The organism is Flagellimonas lutaonensis (genome assembly GCF_000963865.1).
Classification (GTDB): domain Bacteria; phylum Bacteroidota; class Bacteroidia; order Flavobacteriales; family Flavobacteriaceae; genus Flagellimonas_A; species Flagellimonas_A lutaonensis.
In genome coordinates this window covers 581061-598818 of record NZ_CP011071.1, presented here as the reverse complement: position 1 = coordinate 598818, position 17758 = coordinate 581061, and the positions used below count along the sequence as shown (strand labels likewise).

Annotated in this window: 21 protein-coding genes; 13 read left to right on the top strand and 8 right to left on the bottom strand. The window is 45.3% G+C overall.

All coding sequences use genetic code 11. The features are described 5' to 3' along the window. Positions 1–24: 24 nt before the first annotated feature. Entirely contained in the window at positions 25–885 is an 861-nt protein-coding gene (locus tag VC82_RS02825; RefSeq protein WP_045803202.1) for a universal stress protein, read from the top strand. Between the two features lie 4 nt (positions 886–889). Continuing rightward, positions 890–1696, top strand: a complete 807-nt coding sequence (locus VC82_RS02820; RefSeq protein ID WP_045801033.1) for a universal stress protein — start codon at positions 890–892, stop codon at positions 1694–1696. Between the two features lie 35 nt (positions 1697–1731). Here VC82_RS02820 and VC82_RS02815 read toward each other — a convergent pair whose 3' ends face one another. From VC82_RS02815 to VC82_RS02800, 4 genes are all read right to left on the bottom strand, one after another. Further along, positions 1732–1980 carry a hypothetical protein gene (locus VC82_RS02815; protein ID WP_170218306.1) on the bottom strand — a complete coding sequence of 83 codons (249 nt, stop codon included), beginning with the start codon at positions 1978–1980 and terminating at the stop codon, positions 1732–1734. A gap of 104 nt (positions 1981–2084) precedes the next feature. Next, on the bottom strand, positions 2085–2378 hold the full coding sequence (locus VC82_RS02810; protein WP_045801031.1) for a hypothetical protein: 294 nt from the start codon (positions 2376–2378) through the stop codon (positions 2085–2087). 10 nt (positions 2379–2388) lie between these two features. Beyond that, positions 2389–3264 carry a universal stress protein gene (locus VC82_RS02805; protein ID WP_084598146.1) on the bottom strand — a complete coding sequence of 292 codons (876 nt, stop codon included), beginning with the start codon at positions 3262–3264 and terminating at the stop codon, positions 2389–2391. Between the two features lie 89 nt (positions 3265–3353). Further along, positions 3354–4205, bottom strand: a complete 852-nt coding sequence (locus VC82_RS02800; protein WP_045801029.1) for a universal stress protein — start codon at positions 4203–4205, stop codon at positions 3354–3356. Positions 4206–4541: 336 nt separating this feature from the next. Between VC82_RS02800 and pta the strand changes: the two genes are divergently transcribed. The 6 genes from pta to VC82_RS02770 all read left to right on the top strand — a co-directional run bounded on the left by pta (position 4542) and on the right by VC82_RS02770 (position 11909). Continuing rightward, on the top strand, positions 4542–6635 hold the full coding sequence (pta, locus tag VC82_RS02795; protein WP_045803201.1) for a phosphate acetyltransferase: 2094 nt from the start codon (positions 4542–4544) through the stop codon (positions 6633–6635). A gap of 71 nt (positions 6636–6706) precedes the next feature. Continuing rightward, entirely contained in the window at positions 6707–7891 is a 1185-nt protein-coding gene (locus VC82_RS02790; RefSeq protein ID WP_045801028.1) for an acetate/propionate family kinase, read from the top strand. 217 nt (positions 7892–8108) lie between these two features. Beyond that, positions 8109–8468 carry a carboxymuconolactone decarboxylase family protein gene (locus VC82_RS02785; protein WP_045801027.1) on the top strand — a complete coding sequence of 120 codons (360 nt, stop codon included), beginning with the start codon at positions 8109–8111 and terminating at the stop codon, positions 8466–8468. A 34-nt stretch (positions 8469–8502) separates the two neighbouring features. Then, entirely contained in the window at positions 8503–10410 is a 1908-nt protein-coding gene (ftsH, locus tag VC82_RS02780) for an ATP-dependent zinc metalloprotease FtsH (protein ID WP_245615963.1), read from the top strand. A gap of 84 nt (positions 10411–10494) precedes the next feature. Continuing rightward, on the top strand, positions 10495–10878 hold the full coding sequence (locus VC82_RS02775) for a hypothetical protein (protein ID WP_245615961.1): 384 nt from the start codon (positions 10495–10497) through the stop codon (positions 10876–10878). A 260-nt stretch (positions 10879–11138) separates the two neighbouring features. After that, positions 11139–11909: an exodeoxyribonuclease III gene (locus VC82_RS02770; protein ID WP_045803200.1), complete on the top strand. Its 771-nt coding sequence runs from the start codon at positions 11139–11141 to the stop codon at positions 11907–11909. Positions 11910–12072: 163 nt separating this feature from the next. On the opposite strand, the gene VC82_RS02765 is transcribed toward VC82_RS02770, so the two are convergent. The 3 genes from VC82_RS02765 to VC82_RS02755 are packed head-to-tail and all read right to left on the bottom strand — an operon-like array spanning position 12073 to position 13692. Next, positions 12073–12429, bottom strand: coding sequence for a hypothetical protein (locus tag VC82_RS02765; protein WP_045801024.1), 357 nt, complete (start codon positions 12427–12429; stop codon positions 12073–12075). Between the two features lie 44 nt (positions 12430–12473). Continuing rightward, on the bottom strand, positions 12474–12881 hold the full coding sequence (locus VC82_RS02760) for a hypothetical protein (protein WP_045801023.1): 408 nt from the start codon (positions 12879–12881) through the stop codon (positions 12474–12476). 10 nt (positions 12882–12891) lie between these two features. Continuing rightward, complete coding sequence (locus VC82_RS02755; RefSeq protein ID WP_052698864.1) at positions 12892–13692, bottom strand: RNA polymerase sigma factor; 801 nt, start codon at positions 13690–13692, stop codon at positions 12892–12894. 170 nt (positions 13693–13862) lie between these two features. On the opposite strand from VC82_RS02755, the gene ligD reads away from it, so the two are divergent. From ligD to VC82_RS02730, 5 genes are all read left to right on the top strand, one after another. Further along, complete coding sequence (ligD, locus tag VC82_RS02750; RefSeq protein ID WP_045801022.1) at positions 13863–14780, top strand: non-homologous end-joining DNA ligase; 918 nt, start codon at positions 13863–13865, stop codon at positions 14778–14780. A gap of 99 nt (positions 14781–14879) precedes the next feature. After that, positions 14880–15539, top strand: a complete 660-nt coding sequence (locus VC82_RS02745; RefSeq protein ID WP_045801021.1) for a BON domain-containing protein — start codon at positions 14880–14882, stop codon at positions 15537–15539. A 179-nt stretch (positions 15540–15718) separates the two neighbouring features. Continuing rightward, positions 15719–16048 (top strand): YtxH domain-containing protein, encoded by a 330-nt coding sequence (locus VC82_RS02740; RefSeq protein WP_045801020.1) that lies wholly within the window; start codon positions 15719–15721, stop codon positions 16046–16048. A 6-nt stretch (positions 16049–16054) separates the two neighbouring features. Next, positions 16055–16399, top strand: coding sequence for a hypothetical protein (locus VC82_RS02735; RefSeq protein WP_045801019.1), 345 nt, complete (start codon positions 16055–16057; stop codon positions 16397–16399). A gap of 2 nt (positions 16400–16401) precedes the next feature. Then, positions 16402–16650: a DUF6327 family protein gene (locus tag VC82_RS02730; RefSeq protein ID WP_045801018.1), complete on the top strand. Its 249-nt coding sequence runs from the start codon at positions 16402–16404 to the stop codon at positions 16648–16650. An 11-nt stretch (positions 16651–16661) separates the two neighbouring features. Here the strand turns inward: VC82_RS02730 and VC82_RS02725 are convergent, their stop codons facing one another. Next, positions 16662–17732 carry a response regulator gene (locus VC82_RS02725; RefSeq protein WP_045801017.1) on the bottom strand — a complete coding sequence of 357 codons (1071 nt, stop codon included), beginning with the start codon at positions 17730–17732 and terminating at the stop codon, positions 16662–16664. Between the last annotated feature and the right edge of the window lie 26 nt (positions 17733–17758).

Below are 17758 nucleotides of genomic sequence, written 5' to 3'. Positions count from 1 at the left end.
CAGAAACACTCAAAAACGCATCAGATGAAGACCATTCTCATACCCACCGATTTTTCTGATAACGCATGGAACGCCATTTGCTACGCCCTGGAATTCTTCAAGGAGGAAACCGCCAAGTTCTATCTGCTGCATACCTATACCCCAGTCTTTTACCGTATGGATTATCTGATAGGAGGCCCTGCTTACAGTGCCATTCCTGATATTAAGGTCGATGTTTCCTTGGCAGGGCTCGAAAGAACCTTGAAAGACATTAAGAAACAATTCCCCAACCCGAACCACAGTTTTGAGACCGTATCTGCCTTCAATACATTGACAGATGAGATCAATGAACTCACCGATGAGAAGAATATTGATTTGGTGGTCATGGGCACCAAAGGGGCAACAGGGGCCAAACAGCTATTCTTGGGATCTAATGCTGTATTCGTGATCCGAAAGGCAAAAATACCCGTACTGGCCATCCCTGAAAGCAGCAAGTTTACCAAAATGGAAAACATCCTTTTTCCAACCGACTATTGGTCAAAGTATAAAATCAAAGAGCTACGTTCACTTATTGAAATTGCCGAAGAGTATATGGCAAAGATCACGGTACTGCACGTAAAGGAACTGCCTGAAAATGATTTGACCGACAAGCAGGAACAAAATAAAAAGCACCTAAAAAATTGTTTAAAAGAAGTGCCGTACCAATTTACAGAGATTCAGGGCAAATTGATGCCCGATGCCATTTTAGAGCATATAGAAGACCATGATTTTCAACTGCTGGCCATGATGAACAAAGAACACTCTTTCTTCGAGCGGTTGCTTATCAAGCAAAATGTAGATCAAATCGGATTTCATGTGAAAATTCCTTTTTTGATCATAAGGGATACCTCTGAAGTCACTAACTAAAGCGATGAAAAAAATACTCTTGCCAACAGATTTTTCTGAAGCGGCCCAAGTGGCCATCGATTATGCCATTGCCTTATTTGAAAAAGAAAAATGCACATTTTTTGTGCTCAATGCCTACCAAATGGCCCCATCGGCACCAACGGGAAAATCCGATGCACAACTAATGTTGAAAAAATTGGTGTCGGGCCTTACCGAAACCAAAAAAGACAACCATCAATTTGAGCCTATCATGGTCGATAATCTAGCATTGGAAGCGATTGCTGCAACCGTTGCCGATAAGAAAGTGGATTTTGTGGTCATGGGCAGCAAAGGGGCCACTGCATTGGCCAAAACATTTATGGGCAGCACCGCGGTGAGTGTTGTACGGCACGTCAACACTTGCCCCATTATAACCGTACCCGAAGGCTTCGGGCTACAAATGCCCAAAAAAATGATCTTCGCCAATGACCTTAAAAAACCGATTGGCACCACCGCCCTTAAAGTGCTCAAAGACCTCATCAAATGCCATGATATTGCATTGACAATGGTATATTTTGATCGCGGAAACGCCATGAACGAAGAACAGAAAGCCAACCGCAAACTCTACGAAGACAATTTTGTGGGTTTGAAGTACCGTTTTGAAGAGGTGCCGCTGAAAACTTCTATATCGTCAGCCATGAAAAGCATGTTGAGCCAACGAAATGATGTTGACATGGTCATATTTAAAAAGAACAGGCACAGTTTCTTTGAAAAGTTATTACGGGAACCGATAATACGCAAGGTCGCTTTTTCTGCCAAAATACCGTTGTTGATACTCCCTGATGTTGAATGACCCTTATGCCAAACCGTTGTAGTCCAAGTGTTTTTTCAGGCTTTCAATGAGCTTTCGTCGTGCTTCTTTGATATGCTCTTCTGCAAGATGCAATAGTCCATCGGGTGCCCTATGCAACGTAATTCCCTTTTAGCCTTTTCAAGGGTAAGAGGGGTGGCGTAGATGAAGTACAGGGTGCCTCTTTCTATATCGATATCCAAAATGCAGAAATCCAATATACGGTTCAAATTTCTTACAATAAGCTGTTTCGCCTCATTGCTTTTTAGGTCTCTTATTTTTGCCATAGCTTTCATAGTGTTCCTGTTTTGAATCTTATCGTGGAAAAATAGTCTCAAAGAACACATTACAAAATGATGTGGGTCAGCCCCAATAAGGATGGCCAGCCTTTTCAGGGGCTGATCAAAAAATCAGGACAAAAAATGGGCAAGATGAAAAACACGAACAATAGAAAAAGAACGGCCCAAAGCGCACCCATCAGCAATGGATAGATCAAAAGGCCACCTTTGACCTTTGGGTTTAGAGAATGTGCGATCAGACCATGAATGCCCATACCAAAAAACATGAACAACAGGGTTGCGGCCGCGATGATGAAAGTCTGGGTGTGGGCCGATCTGGCGGTATATAGATAAATGGCAAGCCCAATGGCCACAAGCATTATTATAAAATACAGTCTTCGTGCCATGATACTTGTTTTAAAGCACCGCCTTGAAATAAAAAAGCTGATGGTTGCCCTCTCTAAAACTCAATAGAGGAACTTTGCCGTACGATTCCATTTTTTTGACCAGATCGCCGCGCATCCATTTTTTGAAGAAACTTTTCTTGCCGCGCTCCAACATGACCAAAAGATCAGCGTTCACTTCTTCTAAATAGGTTTTGATTCGTTCAAAAATATTTTCAGAAAAAATGAGTTCAAAGTCAATTCGCCTGTAGGTGACCTTTTGTCGAAGCAGGTCTTTGAACCATTCCATTTGGCTTTCTCCGGCATATTCATTCTCGGTCGAGATATGTACGATCTTGATTTTGGCCTTGAAAGGTCTGGCCATTCCGGCCAGTTTACGAATGGCATACACATCTTCTTCTTCAAAGGCAGTGGCATATACTATGGTCTTCAAAGGCGCATAGTCGGCATTTTCAGGAATCGCCCAGACTGGGCAAGGTGCCTTTTCTATCAGGGCCTTAGTGGTGCTCCCCATAATGATTTCCCGAAGTTTGCTGCCACCCCTGACACCGACAAAGATGACATAGGCATGCCATTCGGCGGCCTTTGAGATGATGCCCTTGGTAACCGATGTATGCTCTACTGGCTCGAAGCGTATCAATGTTTCATCAGATACTTTTCCTATGTGTTCTTCAAAAAACTCCTGTAGCCTTTGGCGTTCATGCTTTCTGGCATCTCTGGACAGGTCGGGAAAAGGTTCTGCCGATTGGGTGCCCAGTACGGTGGGCACGTCATATACATGTGTGAGCACCATGCGTACACGCAATGCTCTTGCAATGCCCAAGGCATACTTTAGCGCTGCCACTGATTCGTTTGAATAATCGGTCGCGTACAATATTGTTTTCATCATGTCGGTATCTCTGCCTTAAAGTTAGATGTAGATAGTGCAGGGGCAAATGACCTGAATCAATCGGGTGGCATATTTTCAGAAATATGCAGTCATGAGCGGTCGTTCAAAACCAAGATCGGAATGCGCGAGTGGTACCCCAATTCTTTGACCAGGGGTTTTGTGAAAATGCTTCCGAAAAAGTGGTGCTTTCTATTGATAAAGGCAATCATATCGCTGCCACGGCTTTCGACAAAGATGTTGATGCCCTCTTGCACTTTCATATCCTCCAAGATATTGTAGTCATGGTCTATGTCGCCTAAAATCGAATCTAAAAGATCTTTGTTCTCTAACTGCCTTTTACTGAGGCCATCGGTTCTATCTATGTGCAATATCCATAGAAACGAATTATGCATTTTACAGATTTCAATCAGATAATTGAGTTCTTTACGCTTAAAAACGGTCTTAAAATCGGTGGGAAAGACAATTTCTTTAGGAGGTACAAACTGTGTCTCTAAAGGCACTGCCAATACTGGGCATTCCGTTACCTTTTCCATGACATTGATGGCATTGGTGCCATAGATGACCGTTCTAGATTGGGTAAGGCCTTTAGTACCCATGACCACGATGTCAATGTCTTTTTTGGCTATGGTCTGTTTCACGGCTTCCAACAGTGAATTGAAGGTCGATATGGTGTGATACCTGTGCCTCGGATTTTTGGGGTGTGCCCTCAATTGTTCCATCAATTTTTCGAATTGCTCTTCAGACTTTCGTTTTGCCACTTCGAAGGCCCTCTCACCAGGTTCGGGAACCATCATCATGTTGTCCAATGCATAGCCATCTACTTGGTAAACATTGAGAAAGTAGAAATCACAATCGACCGAGTCGTAAAGATTTAGGGCATAGCGGATAGCGTTGAACGCGTATTGTGAAAAATCTGTCGGTAATAGAATGCGCTTGTTCATGGCACTGGTTTTAGGGCTTAAAATTAGCTGAGGGAAACAAGAATTACCATGACGAAAATCAGTTGCTGTAGAATTTTGGGTTTTGGTTTTTTCGTCTTTGGGTTACCTTGAATGTCACCCTCTTTACATAAAAGATTCTTCGCTTTTTCTGACCCATATCATTTAACGTGTTGACCTGGTACAATACTTTCGCCCAAAAAATTTGCCGGTCATGAAAAAATGTTCAACAATGCCCAATATGCCTTTCAAAAAACAAAAATCTTTATTATCAGGACAAATAGATGGATTACCGTAAAAGAATCCCATAAATTTGCAGCCTCAAACCCAAGAATGGTCATGAACAAAGCCGTTTATATTGCCACCACCGAACCCAAGAGCGGCAAATCAATCGTTTCTCTCGGATTGATGCAGGTGTTGTTGGGCAAGATTGCCAAAGTGGGCTATTTCAGGCCCATTATCGATGACCTTGTCGATGGAAAAGAGGACAACCACATCCACACCGTCATCTCCTATTTTGAACTGGATCTGAAACATGATGAGGCCTATGCCTTTACCCGGAGCCAAGTGGTAAAAAAGCTCAACAAGAACAAAGAGGATGAGGTGCTCGACAAAATCATACGAAAGTACAAGGCGATTGAAGACCGGTTTGATTTTGTGCTTGTGGAAGGCACCGATTTCACCGGTGAGGGCGGTATCATCGAATGGGACATCAACGTGCTCATGGCCAAGAACTTGGGCATACCGACAATTATCTTGACCAGTGGTGTGGGCAAGACACTCGATGAGTTCATCGGAGACATGTACCTCGCCTACGACTCGTTCAAAGACAAGGGAGTAGAGGTGGTCATGCTGGTCGCCAACAAGATCCGGCCCGAAAACGTGACCTTGGTCAAAGAGGCTCTCAAAAATGAACTGCCCGACGATGTGCTTGTGGGCACCATTCCACTGAACCCAATCTTGGGCAACCCCACCATCAAGGAAATTGTTGACCAGCTTGAGGGCGAAGTGCTTTTTGGCGAAGATTATATGAACAACCAAGCGGGGCATTTTGGTGTGGGGGCGATGCAACTGCGCAATTACCTGACACACTTGCGAGAAGACGGCTTGGTCATTACCCCCGGCGACCGTGCCGATATTATCTTGGGGGCCTTGCAGGCGAACCTGTCCTCCAACTATCCGACCGTCTCGGGAATCGTGCTCACCGGTGGGCTGCGGCCTGAAGAATCCATTATTAAATTGATTGAAGGGCTATCAGAAGTTGTTCCTATTATATCAGTGCAAGACGATACCTTTGATATTACCAATCGCGTTGGAGCCATTGCACCGAAAATTTATGCAGAGAACACCCAGAAAATAACCACTTCAATACAGGATTTTGCCAAATACACCCCCGTGGAAGAGCTTGCCGATCGGCTGATCACCTTTACCCCCAATGGCATTACCCCTAGAATGTTCCAATACAACCTGCTCAAAACGGCACAGACCGACAAAAAACATATTGTACTGCCCGAGGGATCCGACGAACGCATCCTATATGCCGCAAAAGAATTGGTCGATACCGGTGCGGCCACCATCACGTTGCTCGGCGACCCACAACAGATCACAGAGAAAGTCACACAACTCGACCTAGATCTGGATATTGGTAAAATATCGATCCTCGATCCCGCATCGGCCGATTGTTTTGACGACTATGCCGAGACGCTCTACGAGTTGCGAAAACATAAAAACCTCAACCGCGCCATGGCACGCGACCTCATGACCGATGTATCCTATTTCGGCACCATGATGGTCTATAAGGGCCATGCAGACGGTATGGTATCTGGGGCCGTACACACCACCCAGCACACCATACGGCCGGCCCTACAATTCATAAAGACCGTACCCGGGGTCTCGTTGGTGTCTTCCATCTTTTTTATGTGCCTGCCCGATCGGGTGGTGGTCTTTGGCGATTGTGCCATCAACCCCAACCCAACGGCAGAGCAATTGGCAGAAATCGCGATTTCATCGGCAGATACCGGTGCCGCTTTCGGCATTGAGCCCAAAATCGCCATGCTATCGTATTCGTCGGGCACTTCGGGTATGGGAGAGGATGTCGATCGCGTACGCACGGCCACCGAACTCGTGAAACAAAAACGGCCCGACCTGAAAATCGAGGGGCCTATACAGTATGATGCCGCCGTTGATCTTCAGGTCGGCAGGAGCAAATTGCCCGATTCGCAGGTGGCGGGCCAAGCAACAATCTTTATTTTTCCTGATCTCAATACGGGCAACAACACCTACAAGGCAGTGCAGCGCGAGACCGGTGCCCTCGCCATTGGCCCCATGTTGCAAGGACTCAGAAAACCCGTGAACGACCTAAGCCGCGGCTGTACAGTTGATGATATTGTGAACACGGTCATCATCACGGCCATACAGGCACAGGGAATGTAAGCTGAATAATTTCTGTAAAGGAATAACAAAAAACAACAAACCGATAACTTGGTAACCGATCAACTTAAAAAATGAATATCCTCATTATCAACGCCGGAAGCTCCTCCATAAAATTCCAACTGATCGCCATGCCGGCCCAAAGAGTGGTATGTTCGGGCAGGGTCGAACGTATCGGTTCTGATGATGCTGTGCTGACATACAAGACCAATGTTGTTGATTTCAAGAAAGAGTACGCGGTCAAGACCCATAAAGAAGGGTTTCAAAAAATTGCGGATATGCTGCTGCATCCTAAAAAAGGGGCCATAAAAAGCCCTGATGAGATCGCTGCCGTAGGCCATCGAGTGGTACATGGCGGGGACTCATTCGCCAAGACCACTTTAATCACCCAAGCGGTCAAGGAAGAAATAAAGGAGTTTGCCGCTTTGGCCCCCTTGCACAATCCGCATAATTTAGAGGGCATCCTTATAGCGGAACAATTATTTCCCAGAGCCAAACAGGTGGCCGTCTTTGATACCGCCTTTCACCAGACCATGCCCGTTAAGGCACGCAAATATGCCATTCCCAACGAATTTTACGAGAACCACGGCATTCAGGTATATGGGTTTCATGGCACCAGCCACAAGTATGTCTCAGAAAAGGCCATTGCGTATTTAAAGAAAGACAAATCAAAAATCATCACCATCCATCTGGGCAATGGTTGCAGCATGACCGCAGTGGCCGATGGCAAAAGTGTGGACCACAGCCTTGGATTTGCCCCCTCGAACGGACTCATCATGGGTTCGCGAAGCGGCGACATAGACCATTCGGTTATTTTCCACTTGGTCGATAGTTTGGGATATACCTTGGAAGAAGTGAACACCCTGTTGACCAAAAAGAGTGGCATGCTGGGCCTTACTGGGTTCAGCGATCTGCGCGATATTGAGGCCGAAGCGGAAAAGGGAAACACAAGTTGCCAACTGGCCCTTGAAATGAATGCCCATCGCATTAAAAAATATATCGGGGCCTACACCGCCGCCATGAACGGATTGGATGCCATTGTGTTTACGGCGGGCATTGGTGAAAATTCAAGTCGAATGCGAAAAAGGGTCTGTGCCGATATGGATTATTTGGGCCTAAAATTGGATGATGCGAAAAACGAATCAAGATCAGATTCCCTCATGGAAATCAACACAGGCACTTCAAAGGTCAAGATATTGGTCATTGCCACCGATGAGGAACTTGAGATTGCGAAACAGGCATTCGATATGGTCTCTTGACATTGATTCACGCATCCTGTGTACTTTTCCCATTGCCTTTCCCAATTCGCGAGGCTTTTCATGGCAGCGCTCAATATCGTCGTTAAAACAAAACGGTAGAACCTTCACGCAAATGACCTGTATCATTTCAAACTTCAACTGGGTAAGCTAGTTTTGGTTATATGTTCACCTTAAAACCTTGACAAAATAGGGCGTACCTATTCAAAAAAATAAAGTTATGATCAAAGACCATTCAAAAAAGTACAACGACTTGACGCGGAACATGAAAAAACTGCGACAGCATATTCCTGCAACCATGCACAGTTTTGGAGAACTGCATACTGCCAGTACCGCCAAGGGCGTACTTTCTTCCAAAACCAAAGAACTTATTGCTCTGGGCATTGCTATTACCGTGCGCTGTGACGGCTGTGTCGCCTATCATGTGCACGATGCACTGGCCGCAGGAGCTTCTTCTCAAGAAATATTAGAGACCATTGGCGTGGCCATATTGATGGGCGGTGGCCCATCGGTGGTCTATGGCTGTGAAGCGCTCGAAGCATTGGATCAATTTGCAATCTTGGAAAAGAATGGCGCATGACCCACAAAATAATAACCCAAAAAAAGGAGGTAAAATGCCAAAGCGACCTTATGGGGGCTATGGCATCAGCTGGTTTTATTGGCTATTGCTCGGTTTTATACTATTTTTCTCGATAGTCTCAAACCCCTTGGGAAGGGCAACCGAAATCAGTTGGGCAAAATTCGAGGAGAACGTGCTTGCCAAGAATGCCGTTGAAAGAATTGTGGTCGTCAACAAAGAAATCGCAGAGATCTACCTTAAAAAAGATCGACTCGATGATGAAGATTTCAAAGAAGTCACCGATGGTGTCTTGACGTCAGAAATTGGCCCACACTATTATATCACCATTGGCTCGGTCGAGAGTTTTGAGGGCAAATTGCAAAGAGCGCAAGAGGGTATGCCCGACATTGAAAAAATCGATGTTCGTTATGAGAACCGCACCAACTGGATCACCATATTCTCTTGGCTGCTTCCCTTGGGCATCATCATACTGTTTTGGGTGTACATGCTTAGGAGAATGGGCGGTGGTGGAGCTGGCAGTAACCCGTTATTCAATTTTGGGAAATCGGCACCAAGAATATCAGAAAAGGGAACCAAGAGTTCGGCTACCTTCAAAGATGTCGCCGGACTAAAAGAGGCGAAGGCCGAGGTTATGGAAGTGGTCGATTTCCTTAAAAACCCTGAAACGTATACCAAATTGGGTGCCAAGATACCAAAAGGCGTAATGCTCGTAGGTCCACCGGGCACCGGCAAGACCCTTATGGCCAAAGCGGTGGCTGGCGAAGCTGGCGTACCTTTCTTCTCGATGTCGGGATCTGAGTTCGTAGAGATGTTCGTTGGCGTCGGTGCCTCTAGGGTACGAGACCTCTTTAAGAAGGCCAAGGAAAAAGCACCCAGCATTGTTTTTATCGATGAAATCGACGCCGTAGGGCGTTCGCGTGGCAAAATCAACGCCTTTCAGGCGAACGATGAGCGCGAAAGCACATTGAACCAATTGCTCACCGAGCTTGACGGCTTTGGCCCCAATACAGGGGTCATCGTACTCGCCGCCACCAACCGCCCCGATGTGCTTGACAAGGCCCTTTTGCGGCCCGGTAGGTTCGATCGCCATATATATTTGGAGTTGCCGACCAAAGAAGAACGAAAAGAAATTTTCGGGGTACACCTGAGACCTTTAAAACTTTCAGAAAATGTGGATGTGGATCTCTTGGCCAAATTGAGCCCCGGTTTTTCAGGGGCCGATATCGCCAACATCTGCAACGAAGCCGCATTGATTGCCGCAAGAAAAAAGAAATCGGAAGTGGAACAGCAAGATTTTATGGAAGCCCGCGACCGTGTCATCGGTGGTTTGGAACGCAAGAGTAAGATCATCTCGCCCAAAGAAAAGGAAATCGTAGCATATCACGAAGCTGGTCATGCTGTGGTTAGTTGGCACCTTAAGAATGTAGACTCCCTGGTCAAGGTGTCCATTATTCCGAGAGGGAAATCATTGGGTTCTGCCTGGTACTTGCCCGAAGAACGGCAAATTGTGACCAAATCACAGTTCATGGACCAAATATGCGCTTCGCTGGGTGGAAGAGCCGCAGAAGAAATCATCTTTGACGAAATATCTTCAGGTGCTTTGGATGACCTTGAAAAAGTCACCAAACAAGCCTATACCATGGTGTCCTATTATGGGCTTGACGAAGAAATTGGCCCTATCAGTTATTACGATTCCACTGGCCAGAACGAACGCATTTTGGGAAAGCCCTACAGCGAAGAAATGGCCAAATTGATCGATAAAGAAGTACAAAATCTGGTAACCACCGCCTATGAACGCACCAAGACCCTGTTGTTGGATCATAGGGAAGAGCTTGAAAAACTGGCACAGCTCCTCCTAAGGCAAGAAGTGGTTGACAAAGAAGACCTTGAGAAACTCTTGGGGAAAAGAAGTGAAAAGATATTGGCAGATGGTGCCAAGTGAATAGCTATGTCTGTCTCTTTCATCAAATGAAAAAAAAGACAAACAAACAAAAACTGATCAATAATAAAATTTGTCATGGAAAAAATGGAAGAAATATTTTACAATTCAGATTTGCATTTTGAACACCAACATTGGCGAAGTGAGCTGGCCTTTTGGAAAGATGAGTTGCGCTCTTTCAAAAATCGGCTGCAAGAAATGGTAACGCGTTACACTGACAAAGAAGTGCTTGTTCGGCTTGAGCATTTTCAAAATGAGTTTATTCTTCATGGTGGGGTCATCGATGACCTTCAAGAGACCATAGAAAAGCATGAGACCAATATGGCTGGTCAAAGTAAAATGGGCCAACAGGCCATGGACACTGCCTTGATGAAAAAGCATCTTGAATTCAGGAACCGCATCGAAACACAGCGTGAAATCTATGCAAATCTCAAAAAGGAATTTTTTCGATTTTTGACCGAGTATATGTAATCGCGCATCATGATAAAAGGCCCATCTGGCAAAGGCTTTTTTCAAAAAGGTAATCGAGAACTGTCTTTGACCCATTGTGCATTTTGACATTGCGATTGAAAACTAAAGAAAATCTTTATTCTTTTCCTCTTGTCCGCCTTTGGTGGATTGAATAAAGATTTTCTCAATCTCCCTTTATAGAAAGGGCAATCCCGAAGTAATCGGGAAGGAAAATCCTGTCAAACTGTACAATGGTTATCTTTACCAAAAAACAAGCGAACATGGGCCTCAAGATCATCTCTTGGAACGTAAACGGCATCAGGGCGGTCGCCAAAAAGGATTTTTTTGAAAACATCGAAAAACTGGATCCAGACATCCTTTGCCTGCAAGAGACCAAGGCACAGGACGATGAGGTGAAAAATGTGCTGTCACCAATGACGGGCTACGAAATCCACTATAACTCGGCCGATAAAAAAGGGTACTCGGGCACTGCACTTTTGAGCAAAAAAGAACCACAAGGGGTCAAAAACGATATGGGCGTTCCCAAGCACGATTCAGAGGGAAGGGTACAGTGCGCCGAATTTGATGATTTTTATCTTGTCAATGTCTATGTGCCCAATTCAGGGCAACAATTGGTTCGTTTGGATTATAGAAAAATCTGGGATGCCGACCTATTGAAGTATCTCAAGAATTTGGAAGCAACGAAACCTGTGATCGCCTGCGGCGATTTCAATGTGGCGCACAGGCCCATCGATCTCAAGAACGACAAGGCTAACTACAACAAAACAGCGGGCTATACCCAGATCGAGATTGACGGTATGGACAATTTCATCGCTTCGGGTTTTGTCGATGCCTTTCGAAAGCTCCACCCTGATGAAGTGGTCTATACCTATTGGAGCTATCGGTTCAAGGCCAGAGAGCGCAATGTAGGTTGGCGCATCGATTATTTTTTGGTGAGTCCGTCACTGATGAAAAAGGTACGATCGGTCAACATATTTTCAGAGGTGCACGGCTCCGACCATTGCCCCATAGGGCTGCACATCAATGTATGACCTAAGGCCTGTTAACACTAAGCCCAAAAGTGGCTTTTTCGCCCTTTTTCCGTATTTCTTTGTTCGTTTTCGGATACATAGCCCGCTATGCTTACCAAAAACAGCCTCAAAATCCGAAAAAATCATCAAAAAATCCATGATTTTCGTTTAGTGTTAACAGGCCCTAATCTTCCCCCAAAAAATGTTCCAGTACTTTTCGCTGCCAATTGGCCGCAGCACTGAACGTCACATCGGCGTTGAGAAGCACCAGTGCATACCCCAATCGCGATAATTTGCAATCGCTGATTACGTCTTTACCGCTGCTACTGAAAACAGGCATAAAATGTTGACGTATGGTAAGCCCTGAGGCCTTGCCCGAACGTATGGCCCGCATCACCGCATCAGAAATATGCTGGGGCGAAAGCCCCTCACGTAGAAAGTCACTGGCCAAATAGCGCATACCCAGAGCGTAATAAAAATCCATAAAATGGTCGATGCCGTCGGCCATTTCATATTCTTCAGTATAGATCAAAAGTTGCATATGATTTTATTTTGGGACCTTTCGTATAGCCAACTAGTACAATTCTACAGGGCTTTTACATACCCGAAAACCATTTTTTTGAACTCACGAAAATCGCTCGTGAATACCTCCATCTTTTTTTTCAACTCTCGATGCTTTTGACGATAATCGGCATCGGCAAGACCTTTTTCTCCCTTTTGCAATCGGGCCAATACCTTCTCGTGTTTAATGATATCTTCGGCCAGATAATCGAACAGTTCTGCATGTAATCTGTCAAGATTATCAAGCATTTTTGCATATTCGGGTTCTGTACCGTTCTTGATTTTCTTTTTTTGTAGCAGCTTGGCGAAAAACCTTGTTTCATCTTTCCAAAAGGCAATGGTATCGAGCCATTCGTTGCTTTCTTGGTGCAGAATGTCCAATCCCGCACCGAGCAAGAAATCGGTCTTGGGGTTTGAATTCATAGTGTTCATAGTATATTTTTTAAGTGTTGTCAATCAAGTATCGATAGTATAGACTTTTCTCAAGACGCTGTCTGGCCTCACTTAAGAGCTGTTCGACCTCGGCAACGGCAAGACTTTTGATTAAGGCGATCTCACCTGCCCCAAACCTTTGTTCAATATGAAGTTGAAATACGGTCTGCATGTGTTCGGGCATACGGTTCAGTACGAGATCGACATGTCTGGCGATGGCATCTTTGTCAAACTGGTGGTCAAGTTTGGCCATCAGGTCTTTTTTATCGTCTTCTAGAAAAATATTTTTAAGCAAGTAGTCGTGCCTTTTGTACGAGATGTCATCCAATTCTTCTAGCATGACAAGGTCGCCATCGCCATCGGTGCTGAACTCTTCTTCCATGGCCTGCCATTCGAGTTGCGAATATTTGTGGATGTTCTCGAAGAACACCGCATCGAATTCCTCTTCTACCAACTTATCTTCAAAAAGTGCATCGGCCTTTTTGAAAAGCCAGGGATGCAGGTCTGATTTGTCAGATACCTCATCAAAGTGTTCAAAGACTTCCAAAAAAAGCTCGTCCAAGAAATCATCTGCCCTATACTTTCCCCTTGGGATAATTCCCTTTCGCAAGGCATTGTTGAGCCTGCTGCCCAAATAATTTTTCACGGCGGGCAAAATCTCGAGCAATCGTTCGTTGAAGGCCTTATCATTGCCCTCGGCCTTTAATCGTTTCAGGTCGGCAAAAGCCGCTGCAACCCTCTCATGAAAGGCTTTGCCCTTTTCTTGTCTCATGGTCTTTTGCATGGTATTCTGTTTAATTACAATGGGCATAAATATGGGTGTTGTGAATGTCTTATCAAATGATGTGGGTCAGTCTGAAATGTATTGAACCCAAGATGAGTTCATTGTTACGTACCATAGGGGAAAAATGAACTGTTAAAATTTACATGGCTGATGTGCATCATTTAGAAAATTTGGCAACTGTGTTAGTTTTGGATATCATGGAAAAGGAAAACCCTAAAATAACACTGACCCATGGCGACAAGCTGCTCTTTCCCGCTTCAGGGATCCCCAAAAGCGGAATAGTGGGGTATTACGAACGTATTGCAGACTATATGCTGCCCTATTTGAAAGACCGCCCGTTGACCATGAGACGTTTCACTGACGGCATAGACCAAGAAGGCTTTTATCAAAAAAATGCGTCAGATCATTTTCCGAACTGGATACAGACCGCAAGGGTAAAAAAAGAAGATGGATGGCTCAACCAAGTGCTTTGCAACAACAAAGAAACCTTGGCGTACCTTGCCAATCAAGATGTCATCGAGTTTCACGTGACGCTTGGCAAAGTGCATAGGCTGGACTATCCTGATAAACTGGTTTTTGATCTAGATCCGCCTAACGGCAACTTTTCTTTGGTGATAAAGGCGGCCAAGGCACTTCACGACCTGCTTGAACAGAAGATGGGGCTGCATACTTTTGTGATGACCACGGGGTCAAGGGGGCTTCACATAGCCGCACCCTTAGACGGCACCCAAAATTTTGACGAGACCCGTGAATTTGCCAAGAGAGTGGCCGACTACCTCTGCCGAAGAAACCCCAAAGAGTTCACCACAGCCATCAGAAAAAAAGACCGAAAGAACAGACTCTTTGTCGATTACCTGAGAAACGCGTATGCCCAGACGGCAATTGCGCCATTTTCGGTAAGGGCCTTGAAAGGAGCACCTGTGGCCACCCCCTTGTACTGGAGCGAACTTGACAATAAAAAACTCAATGCCCAAAGCTTTGACATCAACTCCATTTTTCAGCGATTAAAGAAAAAGGGCGACCCTTGGTCAGATTTCAACGCACATGCCAAAAGCCAGAAAAAATCCAGTGAAAAACTGGATGACCTTTTACAAGAACATGTCAGCGTTTCGTGATGTAAAATTAGGTATTGCCCTCTAAAAAATGAAAGCATAAAAATTGCCTACTCCAATAAATCTATCTGTAATAAAGTACCCTTGACCAAATAACATGCGATGAGAACAGATGCAGAAATAAAGCGGGATATTTTGGATGAGCTCGCTTGGATGCCCGATATCGACGAAACCCAGATCGGAGTCATAGTCAAAGACGGGGTGGTGACCCTAAATGGCATTACCGACAAATATTACAACAAAACTGCGGCCGAGAGAGCGGCAAAATCGGTACGTGGTGTAAAGGGTGTTGCAGAAGACATACAAGTGATCAGTGGCGATGAACTAAAAAAGACCGATCAAGAAATAGCAAGGGCCGCCATCAATGCCTTGGAGTGGAACGCCTCGGTACCGACAGACAACCTTATGGTAGAGGTTGAAGATGGCAAAATTACACTTTCAGGCACGGTGCCTTGGGCCTACCAGCGAAAATCGGCCAAACGTACCGTTGAGCATCTATTGGGTGTGAAAGGTGTATTGAACTTGATCCAGGTGTCGCACAAAGTTTCCCCATCAGATGTAAAACAAGGCATAGAGAAAGCATTTGTCAGGTCTGCGATCATCGATGCCGGCAACGTTGAAATAGAAGTGGCAAACAGCACTGTCAGACTTACCGGGTCGGTACATTCCCTCAGAGAAAAAGAAGAGGCAGAGAAAGCCGCCCTGAAAGCACCTGGGGTCAGCGATGTCGATAACCGACTCAGCATTGATGCCAAAGTATAGCCCCTCTGTGGTCAAACATCTTAAAAAAACCATTCCTGTAAGTGAAAACCATTGTTTCTGTATGTCGGATAGCGCATTGCAGCACTTTTTTTCTATCGGACTGATTGGGATCATTTTCAAAAAAAGATGTCTGCCTTACCTTGGTCACAGTTTAGCATTAATCCTTAAAATTTGTAATCATGACAAGCAATACAGGCAGCATTTTACTGGCACTATTGACCGGTGCCGCCATCGGGGCGGGCGTCGGTATTCTCTATGCCCCCGATGAGGGTAAGAAAACCCGTAGGAAGATCAAGCGTAAGGTAGAAGATACCACTCATGAAATCACAGAACGCCTTTCTCACGCCAAAGAAGAACTTACCAAAACGGCCGCGGAGAAGAAAGATGCGTTCGACCGAAAACTCGACGAAGCCATTTCGACCATGAGCTATAAGGCAGATGACATCATCGCCTCATTGGAACGCAAATTGGAAGATCTCAAAAAAAAGAACGCCCAATTGCAGAAATGACCGGTTATGGCTTTCGAAGAACTCAAAAGCGACCTCATGGAGGCAGAAGCCGACATGAGGTCTTATCTAAAACATAGCGAAGAATATATAGAGCTCAAGATATTTCAGGTCTTCATGAAATCGGTGGCTTCGCTTGCCCAGACCTTATTGGTGGGGGCCACGGTTTTTTTGGCCTTGCTGTTACTGTCGTTCGCCGCGGCCTTCGGACTTGGGCAATTGTTGCAGAACACCTTTCATGGGTTTCTCATGGTCGGTGGCTTCTATGTTTTGGTGGCCCTGCTCTGTTATCTGTTCAGGAATCGCTTGAACGGCCCCTTGCTCAGAAGATTTTCAGAATTTTATTTTGATTAGCCATGGCCGATAGTACAAGGTACCGTTCTTTTGATGAAATCGATAAACGGCTAAAAATATTGAGGCTGCAACGTGAAATCGATAGGGAAAACCTTAAACTTCACCTTGCCAAGGCCAAGGCCCGTTTACTGCCCTTACAGGTTTTTGTGCAGACTACGGGCGTCTTGAAAAATTTCATGATTGCCTTGGCAGCCAAAAAAATCACGCATTTGTTCAGAAAAAGGCGTTCTGCCGAAGCCTTGGAAGAGTAATATCAAACTTTCTATCCGAAATCGGCAATGTGCCGCAACCCCTCTTTGTTCAATAAAATGATGCGGCGCGCTTTTCCCATGGCAATGAGGCCCTCTTCCCTGAAATCGGTCAGGGTTCTGATGGCGGTCTCGGTGGCCGTGCCGACCATTCCGGCAAAATCTTCCCGTGGAATGTCAAGCCCCTCATCAGAACCATTTTTGATGATGCCCTTGTTCTGCATGGTCAAAAGGGCCTTGGCCACCCGCTTGCGTACCGAGGCATAGGCCATATCGACCAATTGTTCCTGCACCGCTATCAGATTGTTCGAAATAAGCCCTATGAACTTTTGGGCCACCTCTTTGTTACCGTATATGAGCTGGGTGAATTGTTGTTTCGGAATGCCGAAAATCTCTGCATCTTCCAGAATTGTGGCAGTCTCTAAATACTTGCCATCAGGGCTCAATAGCGAAAGTTGCCCTATGAAATCGCCGGCCTTGTGCAGGCCAGTCACCAATTCTTTGCCCGATTCGGTCGATTTGTAGGTCTTTACCACCCCACTCTGCACAAAAAAGAGTGTGTGGGCCGCATCGCCTTCCATAAATAGAAACTCTTTTTTTTCATAGTTCTTTTGATGGTAGGTCTTTGAAATGTTTTCGATATTGAGATAATCTGAGGCATCCTCCAAAAAACGGTGTATGCCTTCAATGTCTTTTCTGACCTGCTTGCGCAAAAATTCACGCTTTTGTATTCTACATTCGATGGCCTGCAATAGTTCATGCTCTTCAAAAGGCTTGGTCAAATAATCGTCTGCCCCTAGGTTCATGCCCTTTCGCACTTCGGTCTTTTCAGATTTGGCCGTCAAAAAAATGAACGGGGTGCCTGCAGTATCTTCATGTCTGTTCAGTTCTTCAAGAACGCCATAACCATCAAGTTTGGGCATCATAATGTCACATACGATCAAATCGGGGTGCAGCTCACGTGCCTTGGCAACCCCAATTTCACCGTCTTCTGCCGTGGCGATGCTGTAGTTGGCCAACTCTAGTATATCGGCCATATTCTCGCGTACATCGGTATTGTCTTCGATAATGAGTATCTTTTTCATCGTTCATAAATTTTTATCCCTATGGG